This window comes from Arthrobacter sp. CAN_A2, assembly GCF_015752045.1.
Taxonomy (GTDB): domain Bacteria; phylum Actinomycetota; class Actinomycetes; order Actinomycetales; family Micrococcaceae; genus Arthrobacter_D.
The window spans coordinates 15,519-40,185 of sequence record NZ_JADOUS010000010.1 but is presented as its reverse complement, the minus strand read 5'-3'; the positions used below and the strand labels follow the sequence as shown (position 1 = coordinate 40,185).

Genomic DNA, 24,667 nt, shown 5'->3' with positions numbered 1-24,667 from the left:
CGGAGCAGATTCAGGGCACACTCAGGGTTCGATCAGGGTAGGCCCCGATAGCCCTGTCCCGGCGGCGGCGGGAAGGATGGGGGCATGACCTCAGAACCACCACCAGGCGGGCCGTCCTGGCACGAAGAACCGGCCGCATCGCACCCTGCGGGACCTCCCGACTCGTCGTCGTTCTTCCGCTGGTTGCGGGGCCTCGACATCACCCGGGCCCCCGACCGATGGGTCGGCGGAGTCGCCGGCGGCGTGGCCCTGCGCACGGGCCTGGACATCGCACTCGTCCGCGGACTGATCGTGATCCTCGCAGTCTTCGGCGGTATCGGCGTGCTGCTGTACGGGCTCGCCTGGGCACTGCTCCCCGAGCCCGACGGGCGCATCCATGTGGAGCAGGCCGGCCGTGGCTCCTGGACCTCGGGCCTGACCGGCGCGGCAGCGTTCGTGGCGATCGGCCTCTGGCGGCCGAACCTGCCCTTCCTCGATGGCGGCGGCACGGGTGGCCTGCTGTGGACCCTCTTCTGGATCGGCGCCGTCGTCCTCTTCGTCTACTGGATCATCAACCGCTCCGCGGGAGGACAGGCCCGCCGGGACCTCCGCGGCGGCCCGTCGGACCCCGACAGGCCGGGGAGGGGACCAGTGCCACCGCCAGGACCCGGACCGACGCCGGGCACGCCGGGCCGTCCGGCCCCCACCGGACCGCCCTCGGCTGGCCCCGACGGTGAAGGACCCGCGGGCCCCCCTGCGGATATCGGCGGACCTGCAGCACCTTCCGATGCGCACTCGCCGAGGGACGGCTCCCCCGGCTCCCCCGGCTCTTCCGCATCGTCCGCCGGCCGCATCGGATCCGTCCCGGAGCGCGTCGGCGGAACGGACGGGGCCGGGGATGACGGGGCCGGCGACCGCGCTTCCGACGCTTCCGACGCTTCCGACGCTTCCGACGCTTCCGTGCACCGCACCGTCCCCCTGCCGTACCGGCCCCGCACCTGGGCCACGGCGGACCCGTGGACGGAGCAGGCGCACGCGACGCCGCCGTTGCCCTACGAGCCCGGCGCATCGTCCTGGTCCGGCTCCACCTATCCGGTGTCCTACCCCGGTCCCGTCACCGGCCCCCCACCGGTCGGCCGGTTCCGGCCGCCCCGGCCTTCCGGTCCGGCCACCGCACTCCTGGTCGGCGGCGCCCTCATCGCCGGGACGACCCTCCTCGCCCTCGACTACGTCGGCATGCTGAACCTCGCCGATCCGGTCGTCGTCGCCCTCGCAGCGGCCTCCATCGTCCTCGCCCTCGGCGTCATCGGGCTCGGTATCCGCGGGCGGACCTCCGGGTTCGTGGGATTCACGGCGGCACTCGCCGTCATCGGCGCACTGGTCGCGTCCTTCACGATCGGCGGCGGCGCGTGGATCATCACGCAGGAGTCGAGGATCGGGCCGGCTTCGCCGCAGACCGCCTCGAACGGTTACAGCGTCCTCGCCGCGCAGGCCACCATCGACCTCACCCGTATGCCCCCTCTGTCCGGGGATCTCGTGGTGCCGGTGAACTCGCTCGCCGGCGCCGTCACCGTGGTGGTGCCCTACGACGTCCCCGTCGAAGTCCGCACGCGGATGGCACTCGGCAGCGTCGGCACAGGCGGCACCCTGGAAGGGCCTGACGGCTCGTCCGCGGAGCCACAGAGCGACGGCGGTGTCCTGCAGGTGCAGAACGGGACACTGAACCCCGATGCCACCGGATCCGCGATCATCCTCGACGTGCGGGGCGCGATGAGCGACGTCAGGATCGTCACCGCACCCGGGACCGACGACACCTCACCGAACGGCCGTCCTACCCCGACCGGAGACACACCATGAGCACCGCCCTGAACGGACCGAAACGCCGTCCCCGCCTCGTGACGATCGTCTGGGGGTCGGTGATCCTCGCCATCGCCTCCCTCCTCCTGGTCAGCCAGTTCGTGCAGCTGTCCGTCGACCCGGTGATCGTGGCCCTGGGCCTGCTCGTCGGCGTCGGCCTGGCGCTCGTCACCGGCGGCATCCTGTCCCTGCGCTCCGGGCCGACCGAGAACGGCCTGGACGAACGTCACGACGACACCCTGTCCGGATACTGATCCCAGCCGGAATACTGATCACGACCTACCCATTCGCCCCAGAACCGAAAGGCATGCCATGCAGTCCTTCTACCGTATCCTCCGCTCCTCGCCCATCAAACGCGCTCCCGGGGGCCTCCTCGGGGGGATCGCTGCCGGCATCGCACTGCAGTACGGCTGGCGCGTGACCTACGTCCGCATCGCGATCCTGCTGAGCTTCCTGCTCCCCTTCATCGGCCTGCCGCTCTACCTCGTCCTCTGGCTCCTGCTCCCCACGACGGAAGGCAGCATCGCCCTCGAGAAGCTCCTCGCCGGAGGCTAGGAGCGGCCGGCCATCAAGGGGCACCCGCCGCACAGCGGGTGCCCCTTCCTGCTGCCTGACCTGCAAGGATGGATGACGTGCCGAAGACTCCCGCTACCCGTAGCTTCCCCCGCCTGCTCATCGCGTCCTGCGCCTTCCTGTTCGTCTCCGGCTACTTCGTGGTGCGGTTCCCGGACGTCGAGGGCGCGAGTTACGCGTCCTACGGCTTCAACCTCCTGATCGCCCTGCCGGCGTTCGTCGCGCTCGTGCACCAGCTCGGTGCCGCGCGGGGCGCCGCGGCCCTCGCGGCCGTGTCCGTCTTCGGCTACCTGATCGAGGGCTTCGGCGTCGCGACCGGCATGCCGTACGGCGAGTTCTACTACGGCGAACCGCTGGGCCCCACCATCCTCGGGCTCGTCCCCTACCTGCTGCCCCTCTCCTACGTACCGCTGGTCATCGGCGCGGTGGCCGTCGTCTCGGGCGGCGGGAGCGCCCTGCGGAGGATCCTGCTCGGCGGGCTGCTGCTGGTGGTCATCGACGGCGTCCTCGATCCCGGGGCGGTGTCCCTCGGCTTCTGGATCTGGCCGGGCGGCGGCCCCTACTACGGGGTCCCGCTCTCGAACTACGGCGGCTGGCTCATCTCCGGGCTCGTCGCCTCCGCCCTGGTGACCTGGATCGGCGGGCGACGCCTGACCGATCGCCCGCTCCGCCCGGGCCTGCTCGACAGCCTGCTCGTCTCCATGTTCCTGTGGCTCGGCGTCTGCATCTTCTCGGGACTCGTCTTCCCGGCGGTGCTCGCCGCTGCCCTGATCGTCCTCGTGGCGCGCCGACGGCTGCAGCTCACGCGAGCCGCGATGTCGTCCGCGCCGGCCACGGGCGACACGACGGTGGACGCCGCACAGCAGGCCTGAGCCCCTCCGCCCGAAGACGACGGCCGGGCGGCCGGGAGTCAGGCGTCAGGCGGTCCGGCAGCCAGGCCGACCAGCAATCAGGCGGTGGGCCCCAGGCGGGTCAGCAGTTTCTGCGTGGACATCATCGCGCCTCCGAGGACCGCGGGCAGGCCGCCGCCGGGGTGGACGGACGCCCCGACGCGCCACAGCCACGGTCGTAACGGATCCGAGTAGGGCGGGAGGTGGAACGGCCCGCTCATCCACGTCGGCCGCACGGCTCCGTAGAGCGCCCCGCCGGCCGAGCCGCGCTCGCCGAAGTAGCCGGGGTCGAGGATCTCGTGGCCGGCGAAATAGTCCTCGATGGGGTCGGGCAGCCCGAGGACGCGCGTCGTCCGATCGAGCTCACGTCGCACGAACGGGTCGTCGAGCGAGTACTTCCTGCCGTTGGCCGGCGCCGTGAGGAGCAGTGCGAGCGTCGCCGACTCGTTGGGGTAGACGCCGTGCGCGGGGTAGTAGTTCGCGAAGGCCATGGTCTGCTCGGGCTCGTGCCCGGCCTCCAGGCTCGCGTAGAGCGCCGCCGGGTCGTCCGGCATGACCACGCCGTGGCGGGCCGTCCCCTCGGGAAGGGGCCGGGCCAGGACGGCGTAGATCCCGACTGCCGAGCAGGTGAGCTTCCGCGGCGTCCGTGGGGTGCGCCCGGCGAGGAGCCCCGACAGGCGGTGCGCGTCGAGGCCGCTGACGACGGCGTCGGCCGGGTAGCTGCCCTCGGTCGTGGTGACCCGCCGTCGTCCGATGCCCTGGACGGGCTCGCCCGTGCGGATCTCCACGCCGGCGTCCTCGGCGAGGCGCTGGAGTGCCAGCACGAGTTCGTAGATGCCGCCCTCGGGGATCCAGACGCCGTCGTGGGCCATGATGGCGGGCATGCTCGCGTAGAGGGCCGGCGTCCGGGTGGGGCTGACGCCCGCGTTGAGCGTGTGGATCGCGATGACCTCGCGGAGGCCCTCGGGCAGCCACGACAGGCTGTTCAGATAGCTCCGCGTGGTGAGCCGGCGCCCGTACAGCCCGCCGAGTTTCGCCAGCGCGGGGTAGGAGGACTTCTCGAGCGGTCCCGTGGTCAGCAGGCGCGACACGTCGTCCCCGAGGACGCCGTGCTCAGCCGCGAAGCGCGTCCAGGCCGGGTGCCACGGGTGTCCCTCAGGCACCGGCAGGGCGCACGCCTCGCCGCGGTAGTAGTAGGTCCCGACCTCGGGGAGCCGTTCGAGCCGGAGGCGCGCGATGTCCGCGGCGGGCGTCGCGTCGGTGGGTGCGACGGCGTCGAGGAGGCGGAGGAGTTCCTGCCACACGCTCGGGAAGGTGAAGAGCGACGGCCCTGTATCCATCCGCTGCCCCGAGACCTCGACGCGGCGGCTCTTGCCGCCTACGTGGTCCGACGCCTCCACCAGCGTCACGCCATGGCCTGCACGCCCGAGGAGCGCGGCCGCCGTCAGGCCGCCGATCCCCCCACCGACGACGACGATCCGGCTCATCGGTAGAGTCCCAGCGTCAGGGCGACGACCAGTTGGACGCCCGCGACCGTCCCGGCCACGTAGGGGAAGGCGATCGAGTACCGGTACAACCGGTGGCCCGTCTCCGGGCGGGGATCCCGGTACAGGCCCAGCAGCAGCCAGCCCGCGATCAGGGTGTTCACGACCGCGACCGGGATGTTGACCACGGCGAAGCAGGCCGTCGAGACAGCCCACCAGGCGCCGCTCCAGGCGACGACCCCGCGGGGCCCGAGCCGCACCGCCGTCGTCGTGATGCCCACTCCCCGGTCCTCGTCGATGTCCTGGACTGCGTCGTAGGTGTGCTTCGCCGCACTCCAGGCCATCAGGCCCAGCGCGGCGGCCCAGACCGGCGTGTCACCGAGGGCGTAGGGGACGAAGACGAGCGGGAACGCATACGCCGCGTTGCTCAGGGAGTCGAGGTACGGCCGGGCCTTGAAGCGCAGCGGCGGCGCGGAGTAGAAGACGAAGACGAGGGCGTACAACGCGATCCAGGCGAGGGCCGTCGGCGGGAGGGTGGCCGCGAACCATGCGAGGAACGGCAGGTTCGTGACGAGTACGGCGATCCAGATGGCTCGGACCTCCGAGGCCCTGATCCTGGCACCCTCGAGCGATCCCTTGCGGGGGTTCAGGGCATCGGTGTCCTGGTCGAAGATGTCGTTCACGCCGTAGATGAGCAGGTTGAACGGCAGGGTCAGCCAGACCAGCAGGGCCAGGGCCTCCCACTGCCAGAACGTCCCGGTGAGCCACATGCCGACGACGCCGGTGCCGAGGGTGTTGATCCAGAGGACCGGCCGGGAGATGTGGACCATGCGCAGCGCCGCTGGCGCAAAACCTGCCTGGGGCACTGCTGGTGTCCTCCTCGGACGGGCGACGCGCACCCAGGGGGCTGAGGCCCTCGTGCGCTGGATGGTCCCAGCCTACGTGGTCACCGACCTGCCCGGTGCCGGGCCCGGGGCGGTCGCAGCCTGTGAGAAGGGCGGCCCGTGTGTGTCTAGAATCATAGGCGGGCCCGACGGCGTGCTCCTGTTGCACCACCACACCCTCCTCGAAGGAACCCCACGCCATATGAAGATCGGAATCCTCACCAGCGGCGGCGACTGCCCCGGACTCAACGCGGTCATCCGCGGCGCTGTCCTCAAGGGCATCAAGGTCCATGACCAGGAGTTCGTCGGATTCCGGGATGGCTGGCGCGGCGTCGTCGAGGGCAACGTCGTCGGCCTCCCCCGGCATGCGGTCCGTGGCATCTCCAAGCAGGGCGGCACGATCCTCGGGACCTCGCGCACCAACCCGTTCGAGGGCAACGGCGGCGCGGACGTCGTCAAGGCGAACATGGAGCGCCTCGGCATCGACGCCATGATCGCGATCGGCGGCGAGGGCACGCTCGCTGCGGCGAAGCGGCTCACGGACCTCGGCCTGAAGATCGTCGGCGTCCCGAAGACGGTCGACAACGACCTCGACGCCACCGATTACACCTTCGGTTTCGACACCGCGGTGCAGATCGCCACCGAGGCCATCGACCGCCTGCGCACAACGGGCGAATCCCACAGCCGCTGCATGATCGCCGAGGTCATGGGCCGCCACGTCGGGTGGATCGCCCTGCACGCCGGCATGGCTTCCGGCGCCCACGCCATCCTGATCCCCGAGCAGCAGACCAGTGTGGAGCAGATCGCCGAGTGGGTGTCCACGGCCAACGCCCGCGGGCGCGCGCCCCTCGTCGTCGTCGCCGAGGGCTTCGTCCCCTCGCACATGGAGCAGGCGCACTCGGAGCGCGGCCTCGACACCTTCGGCCGCCCGCGGCTGGGCGGGATCGCGGACCAGCTCGCGCCGGAACTCGAGGCACGCACGGGCATCGAGACCCGCGCCACGATCCTCGGCCACATCCAGCGGGGTGGAGTCCCCTCGTCCTTCGACCGCGTGCTCGCCACGCGCCTCGGGATGGCCGCCGTGGACTCGGTGCGGGACGAGCTGTGGGGCACCATGGTGGCCCTCAACGGCACGGAGATCGCCCACGTGGGCTTCGATGCGGCGCTCGGCAACCTCAAGCGGGTCCCGCAGCACCGCTACGACGAAGCCTCCATCCTGTTCGGCTGACCCGTGGAACTCGATCCCGGCACGGTCTCGATCATCCAGCTCGCCTGGTCGCGGCTGCTCGGGCTCGACGACGGCACCATCGCCGAGGGCTCCGACCGCCTGTACTCGATCGACGACGACGCCCCGGTCCTGACCTTCGTGACCCTGTTCGGCCGCGAGGTGCTCCGGGGACCCGGCTGGGCCATCGACGCGGGACGCAGTATGTCCGGGACGGAGCTGCGCAGCCACTCGACGCTGCTCACGCTCAGCCGGGAGCATGGCGGACGCGGGCTCGGTGAGGCCCAGCTGTACTTCTGCGACGACCTGCCGCGGTTCGAGGGACCGCCTGCCGTCGTGTCCGGGGAGGCTTCGCTCGTCCGCGAGCTCGAGCGCCGGTGCCCGCCCGACGACGTCGCCGAAGCAGGCCTGGCCGCGGTGGACCACCCGTTCGTACTGGTCGACGAGGGCGCCGACCCCGACGCCCGGCCCACTCCTCTCGCCGGTGCCGGCTACGACATCTGGCAGGGCATCCTGGCGCACATCGCGGTCATCACCCCGCCCGAGGAACGGCGTAAGGGCTATGCCGGGCGGGTGGCCGCCGTCGCGGTCGAGGACGCCATGGCCGCGGGACTCGTGCCGCAGTGGCGCGCGAGGACGGACAACACGGCCTCCCAGCGGACCGCGCGCCGGGCCGGCTTCGCCTTCGCGGGTACGCAGACGTCGGTCCTCCTGGGCGCCTGAGGGCTTCCGTCCGCTCCTGCCTGCGTCCGGAGTACGGGGCCCGGCTGCTCCTCGCCTGCGTCCGGCGTGCGGAACCGGGGGCTTCGACGCCGCCCGCGCCGCGTCCTGTCGCGACACGCCGCCGCGGGACGGCATCCGACGGCACAGTCCCCGAATCCGGTCCGGGCAGATGAACGCGGGGCGGACTGTGGGCAGGGCGGGTACAGGCGCCGGGTAGGGCTGCCTAGCCGAGCAGCTCCAGGAGTTCCGTCCGCCCGAACATCTCGGCCGCGGCCCGGGCCGAGGGTGTCCCGGCGTCGGCGTCAGCGCCCGCCTCGACCAGCAGCCGCACGACGTCGTCGTGCCCTTTGAAGACGGCACCCGCGAGGGGGGTCTGCCCTCGGTCGTTGACCTGGTCCGCTTCCGCCCCGCGCGCCAGGAGGTCACGGACGATCGCCGGATGGCCGTTGTACGCGGCGAGCATCAGGAGGCTGTCGCCCGCGGTGTTCGTCAGGGTGAAGGGCACCCCGGCATCGAGGTACCGCACCAGCGTGGCGTTGTCGCCTGCCCGTGCGGAGTCGAAGAGGGCGTGTGCGAGGGCGATCGCGGCGGCCGCACCGGCGTCGTCCGCTGCCGCGGCGTCGTCCGTGAGGCCCTGACCGCCGTCGTTCCCGGCGCTCATCGCGGAGCCTTCAGGAATCCCGCGGCCCGGCCGACGACCTGCCCGGCATCCGGTGCCACGATGACCTCCTGGCCGGCGGCGTAGGCCTCGTCCCCGTCCTGCACGAGCAGATCGGCGGACGCATCGACGGAGCGCTTGAGCACGGCGAGGGCGATCGGGCCCATCTCGTAATGGTGGCCGACGGACGTCACCCTGCCCACCGTGCGCCCCTCGCTGAGGACCGGGCTACCGGGCGCAGGAAGGGTGTGCTGGCTGCCGTCGAGGTGCAGGAAGGTGAGCCGGCGCGGCGGATGCCCGAGGTTGTGCACACGGGCGATCGTCTCCTGGCCCTTGTAACAGCCTTTCGCGAGGTGGACGGCCGTCCGCATGAGGTCGAGCTCGTGGGGGATGGTCTTCTCGTCGGTCTCGAAACCGGGTCGCGGACGCCAGGCGGCGATGCGCAGTGCCTCGCCGGCCAGCGAACCGGCCAGGCCCAGTCCCGTGGCGGACACCGCGGCTTCGAGTTCTCCGCGCGGGACGAGGTATTCGAACCAGGGCCGCTCGCGACCCGGGTGCCCGCCTTCGTCGACGACCGCATACGAGTAGCCGCCGGGGGCGACGGCGGGCCACGGGTCCTCCCACACGACGGCGTCGTCCGCCAGCCCAGGCAGGGCCCGCGTCGCGCCGAGCACCGCCCAGGCCTCCGTGGCGTCGGTGACCTCCACGCGGAGCATGAACTTCATGCGCTCCAGCCAGGCGGCCAGCGGCGCCGCCTCGCCTCCCTCGGTGATGAGCCAGGTGGTCGCGCCGTCGTCGACGACATGGGCCGCATACTCGATCCGGCCCTGCACGGTGAGGAGCAGCGTCTCGGAGCTCCGGCCGGGCCGGAGGTCGAGGAGCAGCTGGGAGGAGAGCGTGTTCAGCCAGCTCAGGCGGTCGGGTCCGGAGACGGTGACCACGCCGCGCTGCGACAGGTCGACGACGGCCTCGCCTGCCGCCAGGAGCCGCTGCTCGCGGAACGGGTCGCCGTAATGGGATGCCACGGCGGCGTCGGCTCCGCCGCCCTCGACGGCACCGGGTCGGTTCAGCAGGGGGCTTCGTGAGGTCATGACGATACAACGCCTTCCAGGCGGGACTATTCCGGGGTGTCGCCCGAACGGGCTACAGCTGCTTCAGGAGATCTTCTTCAGGATCGCGGAGGCGTGGGCCTCGAGGGAGTTGCCCTGGGCCGCGACGTCCCAGCGCCAGTACAGGTTGCCTTCGACCAGACCGAACAGGCGGGTGGCGGCCGCGTACTCCTTGGAATGCTGGCCGCGCATCACGAGGTCCGTGCTGAGCTGGATCTGCGGTCCCTTGATGCTCCCGTAGTAGAGCTCGGCAATGCCGCCGGGGTGCACCACGGTGGCCGTGATGTCGAAGCCGCCGGTGTCGTTGCGGAACTCCTCGACCTCGTCGGCGGTCTTGAGGGCCGGGACGATGTCCGCGGGGCTGAGACCGGGCCCGACGTCGGAGTCGTTGAGCTTGCGGTCGAGCGCCCAGAAACCGGTCTCGACCGACAGGGGGCGCAGTTGCGCGCCCTGCTCATCGATGAGCCAGGATTCGGCGCTGTACTGCAGGTACGGCAGACCGTGCTGTGAGAACACGACGCGCTGCGAGAAGCGCTCCGAGTCGGCGGTACCTTCACCGAGCATCCCCGTCCCCTCCCAGGTTCCGAGGAGCCACGACAGTGGGACGAGCTCGGGTGTCAGGTCGGTGGGCAGGTCGATCGACATAGGGCCTCCGGGGTCAGTCGGCTACTTCTGGCCCTTGTACAGGCGCGTGATGACGAGGGCCGCGAAACCGGCCATGCCGAGACCGGCGACGACCAGCAGCGAGATGAAGAAGATTTCAAGGGCAAGGATGGACATGCTCCCATCCTAACGCCCGGTCCGGACAGCAGGGGAACGTGCGCGGGGGTCGCCCGCCCTGCCCGGTCGCACGGCACGCCCCCGGGCTCGGAGGCCCCGCTCAGGCCAGGAACAGCGTGTCGAGGAAGTACACGACGGCGCCGATCGCGAGGACGGGGGTGACTCCGGCCGCGATGGCTGCGATCCGGTTGATCGGTGCCTCCCGGGCGACGAGCAGCCGCCGGGTCCCTGCGATCACGGCGCCGCAGGCAAGCCCCACGACCGCGGCGGCGAGCGCCGGCACATCGGTGAAGAGCAGCGCACCGAGCGGGCCGGCGAGCGCGCCGAGCACGACGGCGGCGGGGGCGACGAGCCGGTCCGGCAGGGGCAGCAGGCACACGGCGATCGCAACAAGGATGCTGACTCCCGTCACGAGCGTCATGCCGGAGTCGGCCGCGTTGACGGCCAGCCGATCCGTGGCCACCCAGCCCGAGCCCATGCTCACGGCCACGACGCCGGAGCTCGCCCCGAGGGTCGATTCCAGCCGCAGGCTCTGGCCGGTCCCCCGCAGGAGCTGGATCATGAAGACCCCACCGACGCCGAGTGCCACGGACGCCGGGAACCAGGCCAGGAAGAACGGCCCGGGGACGGTGGCGGAGAGGACGACGGCGAGCAGTGCGGCGAGTCCGATCGCAGCCGACAGGCTCTTCTTGGCCGGTACGCGGAGAATGTGGGGCCACCCGACGGCGGCTAGGACGCAGAGCACGCCGACGGTCACCGCGACGGCCGTCTGGGAGATATAGGAGGACGCGACGATCGCCCCGGTCGCGATGGCCGCGGCACCGGCCGCTGCGGCCACACTCGTCCTCTTCACCCCAGCAATACTGCCCTACCCGCGCGGGTGCGGGAAAAGGCCGCGCTGCCCGGGGTCACCGGTCGTGTGGTGCATCACAGGCCGGAGGCTATACTTGACCAAATTTCGACCGCACCCGCCTCCCCGTCCGGGGGGAGGGCGCAGCTGCCCGATGATGCGCATCCCCGACCCGTGGAGGACACATGCCGCACATCCTGATGCTCACCAACACCACCGGCTCGTCCGTGGACATCCTGCCGGCCCTGGAACTGCTCAATCACAAGGTGCACATCCTCGCGGCGGAACCCACCGCACTCCTCGAGACGGAACCCTGCGACGTCGTTCTCGTCGATGCCCGGAAGGACCTCGTCGGTGCGCGGTCCCTCACCCAGCTCCTGAAGGCCACCGGGCTCAGCGCCCCGCTCGTCCTCGTGCTCACCGAGGGTGGCATGGCGGCGGTCGCCGCGAACTGGCTGGCGGACGACGTCGTCCTCGATTCGGCGGGCCCGGCGGAGGTGGAGGCACGCCTGCGTCTGGTGATCGCGCGTTCGACGGCGGCCAGCGAGGAGACGAGTACCGAGATCCATGCGTCCGGCGTGGTGATCGACGAGGCGAGCTATACGGCGCGGGTGGGCGGCGAGCCACTGAACCTGACCTACAAGGAGTTCGAACTCCTCAAGTACCTCGCGCAGCACCCAGGGCGGGTGTTCACCCGCGACCAGCTCCTGCACGAGGTATGGGGGTACGACTACTACGGGGGCACGCGCACCGTCGACGTCCATGTGCGGCGGCTGCGGGCGAAACTCGGCTCCGACCACGAGCAGCTGATCGGCACCGTCCGGAACGTCGGGTACCGCTTCACCCTGACCCGCCTGCCCGAGGACCGCAGCCCGGTCAACCAGGACGCCTGACCACACGCGAAAGCCCCCTCCACCCGCGGGTGGAGGGGGCTTTCGGTGTTTCCGGCCGGGCCGGCAAGAGTGGAGGACATACGGGTCGAACGTATCGCGGGCGCCCCACTGGCGCATCCCCCTCGAGCAGTTCCCGACACTACCGCACCCGGAGGGCGACTGCCAAACCGGACGGCCGGCGCAGGACTAGGCTGGGCGCATGACCGCCGCTCAGCACGCCCCCACCTGGTCCGTCGGCAGGATCACCGGCGCCCCGCCCACGGACGTCGTTGACGAGGTACGTCGTCTCGCCGCGTCAGCCGCCGAGGCCGACGGCAACCCGCCGCTGTCCGAACAGACCCTCCTCACCCTGCGCGCCCACGACGCCGCCGACCGCCTGCTCGTCCTCACGGCCCGCACCTCCGAGGCGCCGGACAGCGAACTCGCCGGGGTCGCCGTCGTCACGCACGGCGCCGAGGACGGCGCCGTGCTCGAACTCGTCGTCCGGCCCGACTGCCGCGGCGAGGGCGCCGGGACGGCCCTGATCGAGGCGGTCCTCGCCGAGGGGATCTCCGACCTCCGCGGCTGGTCGCACGGGAACCATTCCGCCGCAGCAGACCTGGCCGACCGCTTCGGCTACGGCCCGGTGCGCGAACTGTGGAGGATGCGCCTGACACGCGCCGCCGTCACGGAATCGGTCCCCGCACTCCGGCTGCCCGACGGCGTCGTCCTGCGGGCGTTCGTCCGCGGACAGGACGAGGGGGCGTGGCTCGCGGCCAACGCGGCGGCCTTCGTGCACCACCCCGAACAGGGCGCCACCACGCGCGCCGACCTGGACGCGCGGATGGACGAGGACTGGTTCGACGCCGCCGGTTTCATCCTCGCCGTCCGCGAGGACGACGGCGCCCTGCTCGGCTTCCACTGGACCAAGGTCCACCCCGCGGTGGGTGCCCACCCGGCGATGGGAGAGGTGTACGTGGTCGGCGTGACCCCGGAAGCGCAGGGCATGGGCCTCGGCAAGGCTCTGACGATCGCCGGCATCGAGCACCTCCACGCCCGGGGCCTGCAGGCGATCATGCTGTATGTCGACGCCGACAACACCGCCGCCGTGGCGCTCTACCGTACGCTCGGGTTCACGCGCTGGGACGTCGATGTCATGTATGCGGCCAAGGCGGCGCAACCCACCTTGTAAGGTTGTTTTCGAGGTGTCCCCGGCCGGTCGGAGCGGGGTTCCCGTGACCATGACCGCCCACGCTGCAGGAGACGCAATGGATTCAGGAATCAAACGCCGGGGTGCGTCACTGTACGGGTCCTCCGAGACGGCTCCGGCCCGGGCCACCCAGGACCGCATCGACATCCCGGAGTTCGCGCCCAGCCTCCTGCCGTCCGGCGATATCCGGGCCGACCGTTTCCTCGACCGCGAGATCAGCTGGCTCGATTTCAATGCCCGCGTCCTCGAGCTCGCGGAGGACCCTGAGCTCTTCCTCCTGGAGCGGGTCGGTTTCCTGTCGATCTTCGCGTCGAACCTCGACGAGTTCTTCATGGTGCGGGTCGCCGGCCTCAAGCGCCGGATCGCCACGGGGCTCGCGGTACCCTCGGCTGCGGGCCTCAGCCCCATCGAGCAGCTCGAGAAGATCATGCAGGACGGCTATCAGCTCCAGCAGCGCCACGCCGCCGTCTTCGCCGACCACATCCGGCCCGCCCTCGCCCAGGAGCAGATCCACCTCACGACCTGGGAGGAGCTGGACGACGCCGCACGCGCCGAGCTGCACAAGATCTTCGCGGAGAAGGTCTTCCCGATCCTCACGCCGCTCGCCGTCGACCCCGCCCACCCGTTCCCCTACATCTCGGGGCTGTCCCTCAATCTCGCCGTCGTGGTCCGTAACCCGGTCAGCGAGAAGGAACTCTTCGCCCGCGTGAAGGTGCCCGACCAGCTTCCGCGCCTCATCTCCGTGGACGGGCCGCGCGCGGGCAACGTCGCCGGGCGCATCGCCCGCTTCATCCCGCTCGAGGAAGTCATCGCCGTCCACCTGGACCAGCTCTTCCCCGGCATGGAGGTGCTCGAGCACCACCTCTTCCGGGTCACGCGCAACGAGGACCTGGAGGTGGAGGAGGACGACGCCGAGAACCTGCTGCAGGCCCTCGAGAAGGAACTGCTGCGCCGGCGGTTCGGGCCGCCCGTCCGCCTCGAGGTCACCACGGACATCAACCCCAGCATCAGGGCGTTGCTGTCACGGGAACTCGGCGTGGAGGAGGACGAGGTCTACAACCTCCCGGCGCCCCTGGACCTGCGGGGCCTCAGCGTGATCGCGGGGATCGACCGTGGCGACCTGCACTTCCCCAAGCACGTCCCGCACACCAGCCGCTACCTCAACGAGAGCGAGACGTCGAAGGCCGCGAACGTCTTCGCCGCGATGCGCCGACGGGACATCCTGCTGCACCACCCGTACGACTCGTTCTCCACCTCCGTGCAGGCGTTCCTGGAACAGGCGGCCGCCGACCCCAAGGTGCAGGCGATCAAGCAGACGCTGTACCGGACGTCGGGCGACTCCCCCATCGTCGACGCCCTGATCGACGCCGCCGAGGCGGGCAAGCAGGTTCTGGCGCTCGTGGAGATCAAGGCGCGCTTCGACGAGCAGGCCAACATCTCCTGGGCCCGGAAGCTGGAACAGGCCGGCGTGCATGTGGTGTACGGCATCGTGGGGCTCAAGACGCACTGCAAGCTCTCGCTCGTGGTGCGGCAGGAGATCGACGGCCTGCGGCGCTACTGCCACATCGGCACCGGGAACTACCACCCGCGCACGGCCCGCTACTATGAGGACCTCGGCCTGCTCACCTCCAACGAGCAGGTGGGCGAGGACCTCTCGCGCCTGTTCAACCAGCTCTCCGGGTACGCCCCGAAGTCCACGTTCAAGCGCCTGCTGGTGGCACCGCGGTCCGTCCGCTCGGGCCTGATCGATCGCATCGAGCGGGAGATCGCGAACAAGAAGGCCGGGCTGGCCGCCCGCGTGATCATCAAGGTGAACTCCATGGTGGACGAGGCGATCATCGATTCGCTCTACCGTGCATCGCAGGCGGGCGTCCGGGTGGACGTGATCGTGCGTGGCATCTGCTCCGTGCGGCCCGGGGTCCCCGGGCTGAGCGAGAACGTCACCGTGCGCTCCGTGCTCGGCCGCTTCCTCGAGCACTCGCGGGTCTTCGCCTTCGCGAACGGCGGAGAGCCTGCCGTATTCATCGGCTCTGCGGACATGATGCACCGCAACCTCGACCGCCGGGTCGAGGCACTCGTGCAGCTCAGTTCGGCCGAGGACATCTCCTACCTGATGAACCTGATGGACCGGTACATGGACCCGAAGGTCTCCAGCTGGCACCTCGACGAGACCGGCTGCTGGACCCGGCACCACAAGGACGCCGACGGCACGCTGCTCGAGGACATCCAGTCGTCGCTGCTCGCCTCCCGCGCCCGCCAGCGGGCAGTGTCGCGCCGCTGATGGCCCCACCCACGAAGGACGCCACCACCGCCACGACGGCGACCGGCGGCACGGCGGTCGTCGCTGCCGGCACGCTGTGCTGGCGGATCGAGAAGGGCGCCCTCGAGGTCCTGATCATCCACCGCCCCCGCTACCACGACTGGTCCTGGCCGAAGGGCAAGCTCGATCCGGGAGAGACGACGCCCGAGTGCGCCGTCCGCGAGACCTTCGAGGAAGTGGGACTGAGCGTGAGGCTCGGCATCCCGCTGGCGACGATCACGTACCCGGTGAACTCCAGCGACAAGACGGTGTACTACTGGGCGGCGAGGATCGAACGGGCAACCCCCGTGCCGGACGGCAGCGAGGTGGACGGCGTGCGGTGGGTGTCCCCCGAGGAGGCGCGCTCCGTGCTGAGCAACCCGACCGACGTCGTGCCCCTCGATTCGCTCATCGAGGCGCACCGCGCGAGGAATCTCCAGACATGGCCCCTGATCGTGGTCCGCCATGCGAAGGCCAAGCCCCGTTCGTCGTGGAGCAGGGCCGAGGGCGAGAGGCCCCTCGCCGCCACCGGGCGCCGGCAGGCCACGGCGGTGAGCCGCCTGCTCCAGGCATGGACCCCCGAGCGCGTGGTGAGCAGCCCCTGGGTGCGGTGCGTCCAGACCATCTCGCCGTACGTCAAGCAGCGCAGCGCGAAGCTCAAGCTCATCGACGCCCTGACGGAGCACGACGCCAAGAGGAAACCCGCACGCACGCGGGCCGCCATCGAGCGGCTGCTGGACAAGCGCAGGCCCGTGGCCATCTGCACCCACCGACCGGTGCTCCCACTCGTCCTCTCGGTGTTGAGCGGACGCATGCCGGACCACCTTCAGGAGCTCCTGCCCGTCGATGAACCGCACCTCGCTCCCGGTGAGGCAGTCATCTGCCAGGTGAGCAGCGCCAACCAGGGTCGTATCGTCTCGGTGGAACAGTTCCGCGCCTACGACGACTGACCGCCTGGCCCGGTTCCTCACCGGGCGAGGATGGACAGTTCACCCGGCGTCAGCGGCCTGATCGCCCGCGTTCACGCCTCGTTCACCCGGAGTGCCTAGTGTCGGACCCTCACGCAGCGACCGGCACCGACGAGAGGAACGCTCCCATGGCCGATGTGAAGGGTCTCGTACGGGCACTCGCGCCGCACGAGATCGAGCAGATCCACCGGATAGGACCCTCCGGGCCGCTCACGCCGAAGCTCATGCACGCGATCGACCGCGCCGCCGGCGGGCCCGGCGAGGGCCGCGGGTACTACATCTACGGTCGACCTGCCGACCCCGATCGTCCGCGGCCGTTCGTCCTGCGCGACGACGTCTGCGCCGAGCTGTTCGGCGGCCACTAGGACGACCGTCGCCCCACTGGCTCCCGACATATTTCCAAGGCCGGATGGCCTCACGGCCCGGTCCTCGGGGACGATGGTGGCGTGAAGCGACTTCCCGGCACTCCGGCACTCGGCACGCCGTTCCCCGGCATGCCGGCCACGGCCGCTGAGCTTGGCACTCCGGCTCCCGGCAGGTTCCCCAGCATGCCGGCCACCGCGGCCGATCCTGCCGGCCTGCCACCACGCCCCGTCCTCCGGCTGCGACGGATCGGTCCCGGTTCCGACCTCCCGCCGACCAGCGTCATGCTCAGGCTCCTCGACGACGTCGAACGCGCGCGGGCAGCCCGGACCGTCGATCCCGCGCAGGCCGCGGCGTTCGTCGCGGGCAGGTTCCTCCTGCGTGCCCTCGCCGCCGACCTCCTCGGGACCCGAACCGGCCTTCTCATCTCCTGCTTCGCCTGCCCGGCCTGCGGACCGGACGGCGTGTCCGATCACGGCCGTCCGGAGTACCTGCTGTGCGGCGAACGCATACCGCTGGCACTCAGCCTGTCCCGGTCCGGCGGCTTCGCCCTGCTCGGGGCGCTCGGACCGCACGGAACGGGCGCTCCGGGCGCTCCGCACGCACCGGGCGCCCGTTCCGGACTCGGCGTGGATCTCGCCGAGATCGCCGCAGTCGACTTCGACGGCTTCGACGACGTGGCACTGACTCCTCGAGAGCGGCACACGCTCGGTCGGCTCCCGGTCGGCGATCGGAGTGCGGCCCGTGCACGCCTGTGGGCTCGCAAGGAAGCTCTGGTCAAAGCACTGGGCACGGGCTTCGCCGATCGCGGTCCGGACACGGTGGAGGTACTGCGGGAGCGCAGTATCACCGATCTTCCCTCCGTCGACGGGGTGCCACTGGAGCCCCTGGGCCTCGTGGCCGCTGTCGCCGTGGGACCTGGAGGACCTGGAGGAACCGCTCAGCCCTGAGGAACAGCTGGGCGCTGAGGAGCCGCCCGGCCCCCGGAGGACACGACCTTGGCGGGGCGATCGGCGCTGAGGAGCCGCCCGACCCCCGGAGGACACGATCCTCCGGCCGGGACCGGCTTGCCGTCGTCCGGGTGTCGGACGGCGCGCCTCACAGGGCGGGCAGTGCCTTCGAGAGCAGCCATGGCACCAGGAGGTCCCCGACGCCGGCACCGGGAAGCGTCCGCACCGCGAACGCGATGAAGTCCGCCGTGGTGGCCGTCCCGAAGCGGTGCTCACTGGACCAGGAACGCAGCAGGGCGAAGAAGGCGTCGTCGCCCGCGGCCTTCCGGAGCGCATGCAGCGTCAGGGCACCACGCTTGTAGACGCGGTCGTCGAACATGTCGGCGGCACCGGGGTCGGCCAGGACGAGGTCCTGGGGTGCCCGGCCCAGGCGCTGGTGGGTGGACCGCGCGTGGGCGTCCGCCGTCGTCGACCCGCTGGCCTCGGACCAGATCCATTCGGCATAGCAGGCGAAGCCCTCGTGCAGCCAGATGTCCTGCCAGCGCGCCGCCGTGACGGAGTTGCCGAACCACTGGTGCGCGAGCTCGTGGGCGATCAGCCGCTGCGCCTCCCAGTCCTGGTCGAGGTGGTTGCGCCCGACGATCGAGAGCGTCTGTGCCTCGAGGGGGATCTCGAGGTCGTCATCGGCCACGACCACCAGGTACTGCGGATAGGGGTAGGGGCCGAAGCTCTGTTCGAACACCGACATCATCTCGTGCTGCCGCGCCAGCGATGCCCTGGCCGAGGGGGCGAGGGCCGGCGGCACCGCGGCGTACTGGGGCACGGGGGTTCCCGGCTCGCGGGGCGCACCTGGGGCGGGCAGGCCGACGGCGGGCCTCGCGGGATCATTCAGCGCCATGAGGGAATAGCGACCGATCTGCACCGTCGCGAGGTAGGTGGCCATCGGTTCCGCCTGCTCGTAGGTCCAGGTGGTCCGGCTGGATCTGTCGATCCGTGAGACGAGGACGCCGTTGCAGATGGCCCGGTACCCGGCATTGGTGGTCACCGCGATCCGGTAGACCGCCTTCTGCGAGGGGTGGTCGTTGCACGGGAACCACGACGGCGCACCGACGGGCTGTCCGGCGACGAGGACGCCGTCGGTCAGTTCCTCCCACCCGATCTCGCCCCAGATCCCGGTAAGGGGCCGGGGGTTGCCCTCGTACCGGATGTCGAGCCGGAACGTGGAACCGGCCGGCACGGGGTCGCGGAACGCGATGACGAGCTTGCCTGCGCGGTCCTTGAAGGACCGGATGCGGGCGGTATCGGAGGTGATCCTGGTGGTACGGAGCCCTCGGAGGTCGAGTTCGAGCTGGTGCAGGCCCCGGTGCGCGGTCACGGTCAGGACGGCACGACCGCCCAGGCGGTTGCTCGAGAGCCGGTAGTCGAGGGCGAGGTCGTAGTGGTCGACCCGGTAGGAGGTGCTGCCGTTGGTCGGGGTGTACGGGTCAGGCGCAAAACTCTCGGAACTGGTGCTCACGCACCGTCTCCCGGACCCGACCAGGAGCTGACCGGGTTCCCCATCCAGTAGGTCCCTGCCGGGACGGTCTCGCCGCGCATCACGAGGGACGCCGGCCCCACGGTGGCGCCCGGGTCGATACGCGCTGCGGGCAGGATCACGCTGTGCGGGCCGAGGGTTGCGCCTGCGGCGAGCTCCACGGTGTCCATGCTCATGATCCTGTCATGGAAGAGATGGGTCTGCACGACGCATCCGCGGTTGACAGTGGACCCGGTGCCGAGAGTCACCAGATCGGCTTCGGGCAGCCAGTAGCTCTCGCACCAGACACCGTGTCCGATCTTCGAGCCCAGGGCCCGCAGCCACCAGACCAGCGACGGGGTTCCGCTGGCGGCCCGGGCGAACCACGGGGCGCTGACGCTCTCGATGAAGGTGTCCACCACTTCGTTGCGCCAGATGAAGGAGCTCCACAGCGGGTGCTCGCCCGCCCTGATCCGCCCCACCAGCAGCCACTTCGCGACGACGGCGCTCGCAGCGGCGACCGCACCCAGCACCGTGAACACGACGCCGCTCAGCAGGGCCGCCACGAGGTAGCCGCCCCACAGGGCGAGCGCGTCGAAGGCCACGAAAGCTGCGGCGGCGATCGTGACGGTGAGGATGACCGGCACCACGCGGCACAGTTCCCAGAACGCACGCGCCGCCTTCAGGTGGCCGGGTGGCTGGAACGTGCGGCTCTGGTCCCCCGTGACGGCGAGCCGGCGCAGGCGGGAAGGTGGGCTGCCCAACCAGGAGCTGCCGGCCTTGGCCTTCGCCGGCGTGGCCGACAGCACCGCGACGAGCGAGTTCTTCGGTACGCGACGTCCCGCCGACGTCATGCCCGAATTGCCGAGGAAGGCGCGCCGGCCGATCTTCGCGGGCGCGATGCGCAGGTATCCCCCGCCGAGCTCGTAGGAGGCGACCATGGTGTCGTCCGCGAGGAAGGCACCCTCGCCGATCGTGGTCATCTTCGGGATGAGGAGCACCGTGGACGCCTCGACGTTCCGGCCCACCCGCGCACCGAGGAGTCGCAGCCACACGGGTGTGAACAGGCTCGCGTAGAGCGGGAAGAGGAGGTCCCGTGCCATGTCGAGGGTGCGCTCCGTGGCCCAGATCTGCCAGCCGATGCGGCTGCGCGCAGGGTAGTGGCCCTCCTGCAGGCCGATGCCCAGCATCCGGACCGTGGCGAGCACGAGGGCTGCGTTCACGACGAGCCAGAGGACGGCGGCGAGCGCCACCGGTCCTGCGAGGGACGGCCACGCCGAGGACAGGGAGGACGCGCCGCGCAGCGCGATCACGACGGGCAGCGAGGCGACGACGGCGGCGGAGTACGGGATGAGCGCGAGCGCGCCCGAGGCAGCGGCGAATGCGACGAAGGACAGGCGGTTGCGCAGGCGGGAGCGGGCCGGTGGGGCGTCGGGCCAGTCCTGCTTGGCCCGGCCCACCCGGGTGGCGGGCGAACCCGCGAAGAGCTGCCCGGGTCGGACGGCACCCTGCACCGCCGAGCCTGGCGCGACCTCGGCCCCGCTGCCGATCCTCGCTCCCGGCATCAGCGTGCTGCGGGCTCCGACCACGGCGCCCGCGCCCACGGTGATCCCGCCGATGTGGATGCGGTCGCCGTCGATCCACCAGCCCGAGAGGTCCACCTCCGGTTCCACGGATGCGCCGGCTCCGAGGGTGAGCAGACCCGTGACGGGCGGGACGGAGTGGAGATCGACGTCGGGCCCGATGCGCGCTCCCAGCGCCCGCGCGTACAACTGCACCCAGGGCGCGCTCGCGAGGCTGACCGCCCCGACGCTGTCCGAGATCTGTTCGGCGAGCCAGAGCCTCAGGTGCACCCTGCCGGACCGCGGGTAGACACCGGGCTCCACGCCGCCCAGCAGGAGCCGGGCCGCGAGGACGGACAGGCCCATGCGCCCGAACGGGCTGACGAAGACGAGCCAGGACAGCGCCACCCACCACCAGGACAGCGTCGCCGGAGCCGTGAGGACCCCGAGCCCGGCGAGGAAGTTGCTCGCGATCATCGCGTAGGTGAGCCAGCGCATGCCTGCGAGGAACTGCAGCGGGATGCCCATGACGGTCTGGAAGACCTGCGACCTGCGCGCCGTGCGCCGGACGGCGCGTTCAGGGGTGGGTGGCTGTTCGCCGCCGTCGCCCGTCCCTGCGGCAAAGGAGGCGAGCGCACCGAGCCGCGGATGGGCATAGATGTCGGCGACGGTGACGACCGGGTAGCGGGTGCGGATCAGCGACACGAGCCGGGCGGCGGCGAGGGAGCCGCCGCCGTGCAGGAAGAAGTCCGCGTCCTCGTCGGCCGGGACGGTGCCGAGGACGGCTGCCCACTGGTCCGCAATCCACCGGACGCGGGGGTCGAGGTCCTCCAGGCTGCCGGGCCCGCCGGGATCGCCGACGCCGGCGAGCGGCCAGGGCAGGGCGTTCCGGTCCACCTTGCCGCTGGTCTTCGTGGGCAGGGCGTCGGTGACGGTCAGCAGCGGGACGAGCGCGGCCGGCAGCTCGTCGGCAAGCAACGCGCGCAGCGCCGGGAGGTCGGGGGCGTCGCCGACCGGGACGAGGTACCCGACGAGGAGCTGGTTGCCCGACGGCGTGGTCCGCACGGCTGCGGCGGCGCCGGCGATCCCGGGCAGCGCCTGGAGTGCCGCATCCACTTCACCGAGCTCGATGCGGCGGCCGCCGAGTTTTACCTGGTCGTCGGCCCGGCCCACGAAGACCAGCCCGGCCGCCTGCAGCTGCACGAGGTCGCCCGAACGGTAGGCGCGGCGCCACCCGAGCGTGGGCATCGGCGCGTACTTCTCGGCGTCCTTGGCCGGGTCGAGGTAGCGGGCCAGTCCCACGCCCCCGATGATGAGCTCGCCCGTGCCGCCCTCCTGCACGGGGATCCCTGACTCGTCGACGACGGCGAGGTCCCAGCCGTCCAGGGGCAGGCCGATGCGTACCGGCCCCTCCGCGCCGAGGCGTGCGGCGCAGGCGACGACGGTCGCCTCGGTGGGGCCGTAGGTGTTCCAGACCTCGCGGTCGTGGACGGCAAGGCGCTGCGCGAGGTCCGGAGGGCATGCCTCCCCGCCGAAAATGAGGAGACGGACATTCTCGAGGGAGTCGGCGGGCCACAGCGCAGCCAGTGTGGGCACGGTGGACACCGCGGTGATCCCTCGGGCGATCAGCCAGGGACCGAGGTCGACGCCGGTGCGGACGAGGGCGCGGGGCGCCGGCACGAGGCACGCGCCGTGCCGCCAGGCCAGCCACATCTCCTCGCAGGAGGCGTCGAACGCGACGGAGAGACCGGCCAGGACCCGGTCGGCGGGCCCGAGGGGTTCGTGCTGCAGGAACAGGCGCGCTTCGGCGTCGACGAAGGCGGCTGCCGAGCGGTGCGAGACGGCGACGCCCTTCGGCGTGCCCGTGGAGCCGGACGTGAAGATGATCCAGGCGTCGTCGTCCGGGGTGGGGTCTCCGGTGCCTCTCCGGCGTCCGCCCGGTCCGGCCACCACCGACAGGCCGTGGCCGACGACGGCGGCGGCGCCCGCCTCCGCGAAGACGACGCGGGCGCGCTCCTCCGGATCGTCGGCATCGACCGGCACGTAGGCCGCACCCGCCGAGAGCACGCCGAGGATCGCGATGTACAGCTCGTTGGTGCCCGAGGGGAGGCGTACCCCGACGGTGTCGCCGCGGCCCACTCCGGCGTCGCGCAGGATCGCGGCGAAGCGGTCGGTGGCCGTCACCAGCTCCGCGTAGCTGAGGCTCTCGATGCCGTCGTCGAGCGCGGAAGCGCTCGGGTGTTCAGCGGCCGTGGCCCGCAGGACGTCGAGGAGGGTTCGGGGCGCCGGCGCCCGCCCGGACGCTGCGAACCGCGCGTCAGGGGGCGCGGTGTCGGTCTCGGGCGAGGGTATGGTCACGGCTGGATTCTTCCGGTACGAAATGAACAGCAGGTGAGCGGCGACGCCGTCATCTGCACGAGCCCGGGGACAGTCTACCCGTGCCGGCTCCGGCGGCTCGGGGCGGGCGTGACGTCCTAGACTGGCCGGGTGAGCACTCCCATCCCCACCCCCTACGAGGACCTGCTGCGCGACGTCATGGCGAACGGCGCGGCCAAGAGCGACAGGACGGGCACCGGTACCCGGAGCGTGTTCGGACGGCAGCTCCGCTTCGATCTCAGCGATTCCTTCCCGCTCGTCACCACCAAGCGCGTGCACTTCAAGTCCGTGGCGCTCGAACTGCTCTGGTTCCTCCGCGGCGATTCGAACGTGCGCTGGCTGCAGGAGCGCGGCGTGTCCATCTGGAACGAGTGGGCGGACGGTGAGGGCGAGCTCGGCCCCGTCTACGGCGTCCAGTGGCGTTCGTGGCCCACGCCCGACGGCGGCCACATCGACCAGATCGCCCAAGTAGTCGAGGCACTCAGGACGAACCCCGACTCCCGCCGCCACCTGGTCTCGGCCTGGAACGTCTCCGAGCTGCACAACATGGCGCTGCCGCCCTGCCACGTGTTCTTCCAGTTCTACGTGACCCCCGGCGTGGACGGCGGTCCCGGCAGGCTCTCCTGCCAGCTGTACCAGCGGTCCGCGGACACGTTCCTCGGGGTCCCGTTCAACATCGCCTCCTACGCCCTGCTCACCCTGATGGTCGCCCAGCAGACCGGCCTCGAGCCCGGCGAGTTCATCTGGACCGGCGGCGACGTCCACGTCTACGACAACCACGTGGAGCAGGTCGCCGAGCAGCTGTCCCGTGCGCCCTACCCGTACCCTCGCATCGAGCTGAAGCGGAAACCGGAGAGCATCTTCGACTACACCCTGGAGGACTTCGACGTGATCGACTACCGGCACCACCCGACCATCAAGGCACCGGTCGCCGTATGAGCGCGACGGTCTCCCCCCGCCCCCTGAGCGTGCACGACGCCGTCGGGTCCCATCCCGTGATCGGCATGATCTGGGCGCAGACCGAGGACGGCGTGATCGGCAGGGACGGTGGCATCCCCTGGCACGTGCCGGAGGACCTGGCGCACTTCAAGGCCACCACGACGGGCCACCCCGTGATCATGGGCCGACGCACCTGGGAGTCCTTCCCCTCGACGTTCCGTCCCCTGCCGGACCGCACCAATATCGTCATCTCCGGGTCCGGCGTGGACCTGCCGGGCGCCGTCGTCGTCGGTTCGCTCGACGCCGCCTTCGAGGCCGCCCGCGCCAGTCCCGGCGCGGAGGAGATCTGGGTCATCGGCGGCGGCCGCGTGTACGCCGACGCGATGCCGCACGCCAACGCGGCCCTCGTCACCGTGGTCGAGTCGGCGGCGGAGGGCGACACCCTGGCACCCCTGCTGGGAACGGACTGGGCGCTGGCGGCCCTGACCCCCGAGGCCGGGTGGCTGGAGTCCACGAAGGGCACCCGCTACCGTGTCAGCCTCTGGACGAAGCAGGGCTGACGCGGGAGGGATCGGTCACAAACCGGCGCGTCCCGGGGCCTCC

At 71.2% G+C, this 24,667-nt stretch carries 22 protein-coding genes; 14 read left to right on the top strand and 8 right to left on the bottom strand.

What is annotated here, in order from left to right; all coding sequences use genetic code 11:
* Positions 1 to 84: 84 nt before the first annotated feature.
* The 4 genes from IWX63_RS13510 (at position 85) to IWX63_RS13495 (ending at position 3,281) form a co-directional block, all read left to right on the top strand.
* Positions 85 to 1,836 (top strand): PspC domain-containing protein, encoded by a 1,752-nt coding sequence (locus tag IWX63_RS13510; RefSeq protein WP_199278687.1) that lies wholly within the window; start codon positions 85 to 87, stop codon positions 1,834 to 1,836.
* A complete protein-coding gene (locus IWX63_RS13505) occupies positions 1,833 to 2,090 on the top strand; it encodes a hypothetical protein (protein WP_199278686.1) in 258 nt (85 codons plus the stop codon). The genes IWX63_RS13510 and IWX63_RS13505 overlap by 4 nt, the downstream gene beginning before the upstream one ends.
* 58 nt (positions 2,091 to 2,148) lie before the next feature.
* The gene (locus IWX63_RS13500) at positions 2,149 to 2,391 is read left to right on the top strand and encodes a PspC domain-containing protein (protein ID WP_199278685.1); all 243 of its coding nucleotides are present in this window, start codon (positions 2,149 to 2,151) and stop codon (positions 2,389 to 2,391) included.
* A 77-nt stretch (positions 2,392 to 2,468) separates the two neighbouring features.
* Positions 2,469 to 3,281, top strand: coding sequence for a carotenoid biosynthesis protein (locus IWX63_RS13495; protein ID WP_199278684.1), 813 nt, complete (start codon positions 2,469 to 2,471; stop codon positions 3,279 to 3,281).
* Positions 3,282 to 3,358: 77 nt separating this feature from the next.
* Here IWX63_RS13495 and IWX63_RS13490 read toward each other — a convergent pair whose 3' ends face one another.
* Positions 3,359 to 4,786, bottom strand: a complete 1,428-nt coding sequence (locus tag IWX63_RS13490; RefSeq protein ID WP_199278683.1) for a phytoene desaturase family protein — start codon at positions 4,784 to 4,786, stop codon at positions 3,359 to 3,361.
* Positions 4,783 to 5,649 carry a UbiA family prenyltransferase gene (locus tag IWX63_RS13485; protein WP_334685872.1) on the bottom strand — a complete coding sequence of 289 codons (867 nt, stop codon included), beginning with the start codon at positions 5,647 to 5,649 and terminating at the stop codon, positions 4,783 to 4,785. The genes IWX63_RS13490 and IWX63_RS13485 overlap by 4 nt, the downstream gene beginning before the upstream one ends.
* A gap of 220 nt (positions 5,650 to 5,869) precedes the next feature.
* Here IWX63_RS13485 and IWX63_RS13480 point away from each other — a divergent pair, with 220 nt between their 5' ends.
* Both IWX63_RS13480 and IWX63_RS13475 read left to right on the top strand, forming a co-directional pair.
* Positions 5,870 to 6,895: a 6-phosphofructokinase gene (locus IWX63_RS13480; protein ID WP_199278786.1), complete on the top strand. Its 1,026-nt coding sequence runs from the start codon at positions 5,870 to 5,872 to the stop codon at positions 6,893 to 6,895.
* 3 nt (positions 6,896 to 6,898) lie between these two features.
* Positions 6,899 to 7,615: a GNAT family N-acetyltransferase gene (locus IWX63_RS13475; protein ID WP_199278682.1), complete on the top strand. Its 717-nt coding sequence runs from the start codon at positions 6,899 to 6,901 to the stop codon at positions 7,613 to 7,615.
* A 223-nt stretch (positions 7,616 to 7,838) separates the two neighbouring features.
* Here IWX63_RS13475 and IWX63_RS13470 read toward each other — a convergent pair whose 3' ends face one another.
* The 4 genes from IWX63_RS13470 to IWX63_RS13455 form a co-directional block, all read right to left on the bottom strand.
* Positions 7,839 to 8,276 (bottom strand): ankyrin repeat domain-containing protein, encoded by a 438-nt coding sequence (locus IWX63_RS13470; protein WP_199278681.1) that lies wholly within the window; start codon positions 8,274 to 8,276, stop codon positions 7,839 to 7,841.
* Positions 8,273 to 9,364 (bottom strand): CAF17-like 4Fe-4S cluster assembly/insertion protein YgfZ, encoded by a 1,092-nt coding sequence (gene ygfZ / locus IWX63_RS13465; protein WP_199278680.1) that lies wholly within the window; start codon positions 9,362 to 9,364, stop codon positions 8,273 to 8,275. Before ygfZ ends, IWX63_RS13470 begins: the two co-directional genes overlap by 4 nt.
* Positions 9,365 to 9,427: 63 nt before the next feature.
* A complete protein-coding gene (locus IWX63_RS13460; protein ID WP_199278679.1) occupies positions 9,428 to 10,027 on the bottom strand; it encodes an FABP family protein in 600 nt (199 codons plus the stop codon).
* A 235-nt stretch (positions 10,028 to 10,262) separates the two neighbouring features.
* On the bottom strand, positions 10,263 to 11,015 hold the full coding sequence (locus tag IWX63_RS13455; protein ID WP_334685871.1) for a hypothetical protein: 753 nt from the start codon (positions 11,013 to 11,015) through the stop codon (positions 10,263 to 10,265).
* 182 nt (positions 11,016 to 11,197) lie between these two features.
* Here IWX63_RS13455 and IWX63_RS13450 point away from each other — a divergent pair, with 182 nt between their 5' ends.
* The 6 genes from IWX63_RS13450 (at position 11,198) to IWX63_RS13425 (ending at position 17,674) form a co-directional block, all read left to right on the top strand.
* Positions 11,198 to 11,905 (top strand): winged helix-turn-helix transcriptional regulator, encoded by a 708-nt coding sequence (locus IWX63_RS13450; protein ID WP_199278678.1) that lies wholly within the window; start codon positions 11,198 to 11,200, stop codon positions 11,903 to 11,905.
* A gap of 199 nt (positions 11,906 to 12,104) precedes the next feature.
* The gene (gene mshD / locus IWX63_RS13445) at positions 12,105 to 13,076 is read left to right on the top strand and encodes a mycothiol synthase (RefSeq protein ID WP_199278677.1); all 972 of its coding nucleotides are present in this window, start codon (positions 12,105 to 12,107) and stop codon (positions 13,074 to 13,076) included.
* A 76-nt stretch (positions 13,077 to 13,152) separates the two neighbouring features.
* Positions 13,153 to 15,375: an RNA degradosome polyphosphate kinase gene (locus tag IWX63_RS13440; protein WP_199278676.1), complete on the top strand. Its 2,223-nt coding sequence runs from the start codon at positions 13,153 to 13,155 to the stop codon at positions 15,373 to 15,375.
* Positions 15,375 to 16,343: an NUDIX hydrolase gene (locus IWX63_RS13435; RefSeq protein ID WP_199278675.1), complete on the top strand. Its 969-nt coding sequence runs from the start codon at positions 15,375 to 15,377 to the stop codon at positions 16,341 to 16,343. Before IWX63_RS13440 ends, IWX63_RS13435 begins: the two co-directional genes overlap by 1 nt.
* A 146-nt stretch (positions 16,344 to 16,489) precedes the next feature.
* The gene (locus IWX63_RS13430) at positions 16,490 to 16,726 is read left to right on the top strand and encodes a hypothetical protein (RefSeq protein ID WP_199278674.1); all 237 of its coding nucleotides are present in this window, start codon (positions 16,490 to 16,492) and stop codon (positions 16,724 to 16,726) included.
* Positions 16,727 to 16,807: 81 nt separating this feature from the next.
* The gene (locus IWX63_RS13425; protein WP_334685870.1) at positions 16,808 to 17,674 is read left to right on the top strand and encodes a 4'-phosphopantetheinyl transferase family protein; all 867 of its coding nucleotides are present in this window, start codon (positions 16,808 to 16,810) and stop codon (positions 17,672 to 17,674) included.
* Positions 17,675 to 17,822: 148 nt separating this feature from the next.
* Here IWX63_RS13425 and IWX63_RS13420 read toward each other — a convergent pair whose 3' ends face one another.
* Together IWX63_RS13420 and IWX63_RS13415 are read right to left on the bottom strand one after the other, a co-directional pair.
* The gene (locus IWX63_RS13420; protein ID WP_334685869.1) at positions 17,823 to 19,190 is read right to left on the bottom strand and encodes a M1 family metallopeptidase; all 1,368 of its coding nucleotides are present in this window, start codon (positions 19,188 to 19,190) and stop codon (positions 17,823 to 17,825) included.
* Positions 19,187 to 23,101 (bottom strand): Pls/PosA family non-ribosomal peptide synthetase, encoded by a 3,915-nt coding sequence (locus tag IWX63_RS13415; RefSeq protein WP_334685888.1) that lies wholly within the window; start codon positions 23,099 to 23,101, stop codon positions 19,187 to 19,189. The genes IWX63_RS13420 and IWX63_RS13415 overlap by 4 nt, the downstream gene beginning before the upstream one ends.
* 183 nt (positions 23,102 to 23,284) lie before the next feature.
* Between IWX63_RS13415 and IWX63_RS13410 the strand changes: the two genes are divergently transcribed.
* Both IWX63_RS13410 and IWX63_RS13405 read left to right on the top strand, forming a co-directional pair.
* A complete protein-coding gene (locus IWX63_RS13410; RefSeq protein WP_334685887.1) occupies positions 23,285 to 24,064 on the top strand; it encodes a thymidylate synthase in 780 nt (259 codons plus the stop codon).
* Positions 24,061 to 24,624 carry a dihydrofolate reductase gene (locus IWX63_RS13405; protein WP_199278671.1) on the top strand — a complete coding sequence of 188 codons (564 nt, stop codon included), beginning with the start codon at positions 24,061 to 24,063 and terminating at the stop codon, positions 24,622 to 24,624. The genes IWX63_RS13410 and IWX63_RS13405 overlap by 4 nt, the downstream gene beginning before the upstream one ends.
* Positions 24,625 to 24,667: the final 43 nt, after the last annotated feature.

Excerpts from the sequence above, each read along its gene's own strand:
- IWX63_RS13510 (WP_199278687.1), top strand. The coding sequence starts at position 85 with ATGACCTCAGAACCACCACCAGGCGGGCCGTCCTGGCACGAAGAACCG.
- IWX63_RS13505 (WP_199278686.1), top strand. The coding sequence starts at position 1,833 with ATGAGCACCGCCCTGAACGGACCGAAACGCCGTCCCCGCCTCGTGACG.
- IWX63_RS13500 (WP_199278685.1), top strand. The coding sequence starts at position 2,149 with ATGCAGTCCTTCTACCGTATCCTCCGCTCCTCGCCCATCAAACGCGCT.
- IWX63_RS13490 (WP_199278683.1), bottom strand. The coding sequence starts at position 4,786 with ATGAGCCGGATCGTCGTCGTCGGTGGGGGGATCGGCGGCCTGACGGCG.
- IWX63_RS13480 (WP_199278786.1), top strand. The coding sequence starts at position 5,870 with ATGAAGATCGGAATCCTCACCAGCGGCGGCGACTGCCCCGGACTCAAC.
- IWX63_RS13470 (WP_199278681.1), bottom strand. The coding sequence starts at position 8,276 with ATGAGCGCCGGGAACGACGGCGGTCAGGGCCTCACGGACGACGCCGCG.
- ygfZ (WP_199278680.1), bottom strand. The coding sequence starts at position 9,364 with ATGACCTCACGAAGCCCCCTGCTGAACCGACCCGGTGCCGTCGAGGGC.
- IWX63_RS13460 (WP_199278679.1), bottom strand. The coding sequence starts at position 10,027 with ATGTCGATCGACCTGCCCACCGACCTGACACCCGAGCTCGTCCCACTG.
- IWX63_RS13450 (WP_199278678.1), top strand. The coding sequence starts at position 11,198 with ATGCCGCACATCCTGATGCTCACCAACACCACCGGCTCGTCCGTGGAC.
- mshD (WP_199278677.1), top strand. The coding sequence starts at position 12,105 with ATGACCGCCGCTCAGCACGCCCCCACCTGGTCCGTCGGCAGGATCACC.
- IWX63_RS13440 (WP_199278676.1), top strand. The coding sequence starts at position 13,153 with ATGGATTCAGGAATCAAACGCCGGGGTGCGTCACTGTACGGGTCCTCC.
- IWX63_RS13435 (WP_199278675.1), top strand. The coding sequence starts at position 15,375 with ATGGCCCCACCCACGAAGGACGCCACCACCGCCACGACGGCGACCGGC.
- IWX63_RS13430 (WP_199278674.1), top strand. The coding sequence starts at position 16,490 with ATGGCCGATGTGAAGGGTCTCGTACGGGCACTCGCGCCGCACGAGATC.
- IWX63_RS13410 (WP_334685887.1), top strand. The coding sequence starts at position 23,285 with ATGGCGAACGGCGCGGCCAAGAGCGACAGGACGGGCACCGGTACCCGG.
- IWX63_RS13405 (WP_199278671.1), top strand. The coding sequence starts at position 24,061 with ATGAGCGCGACGGTCTCCCCCCGCCCCCTGAGCGTGCACGACGCCGTC.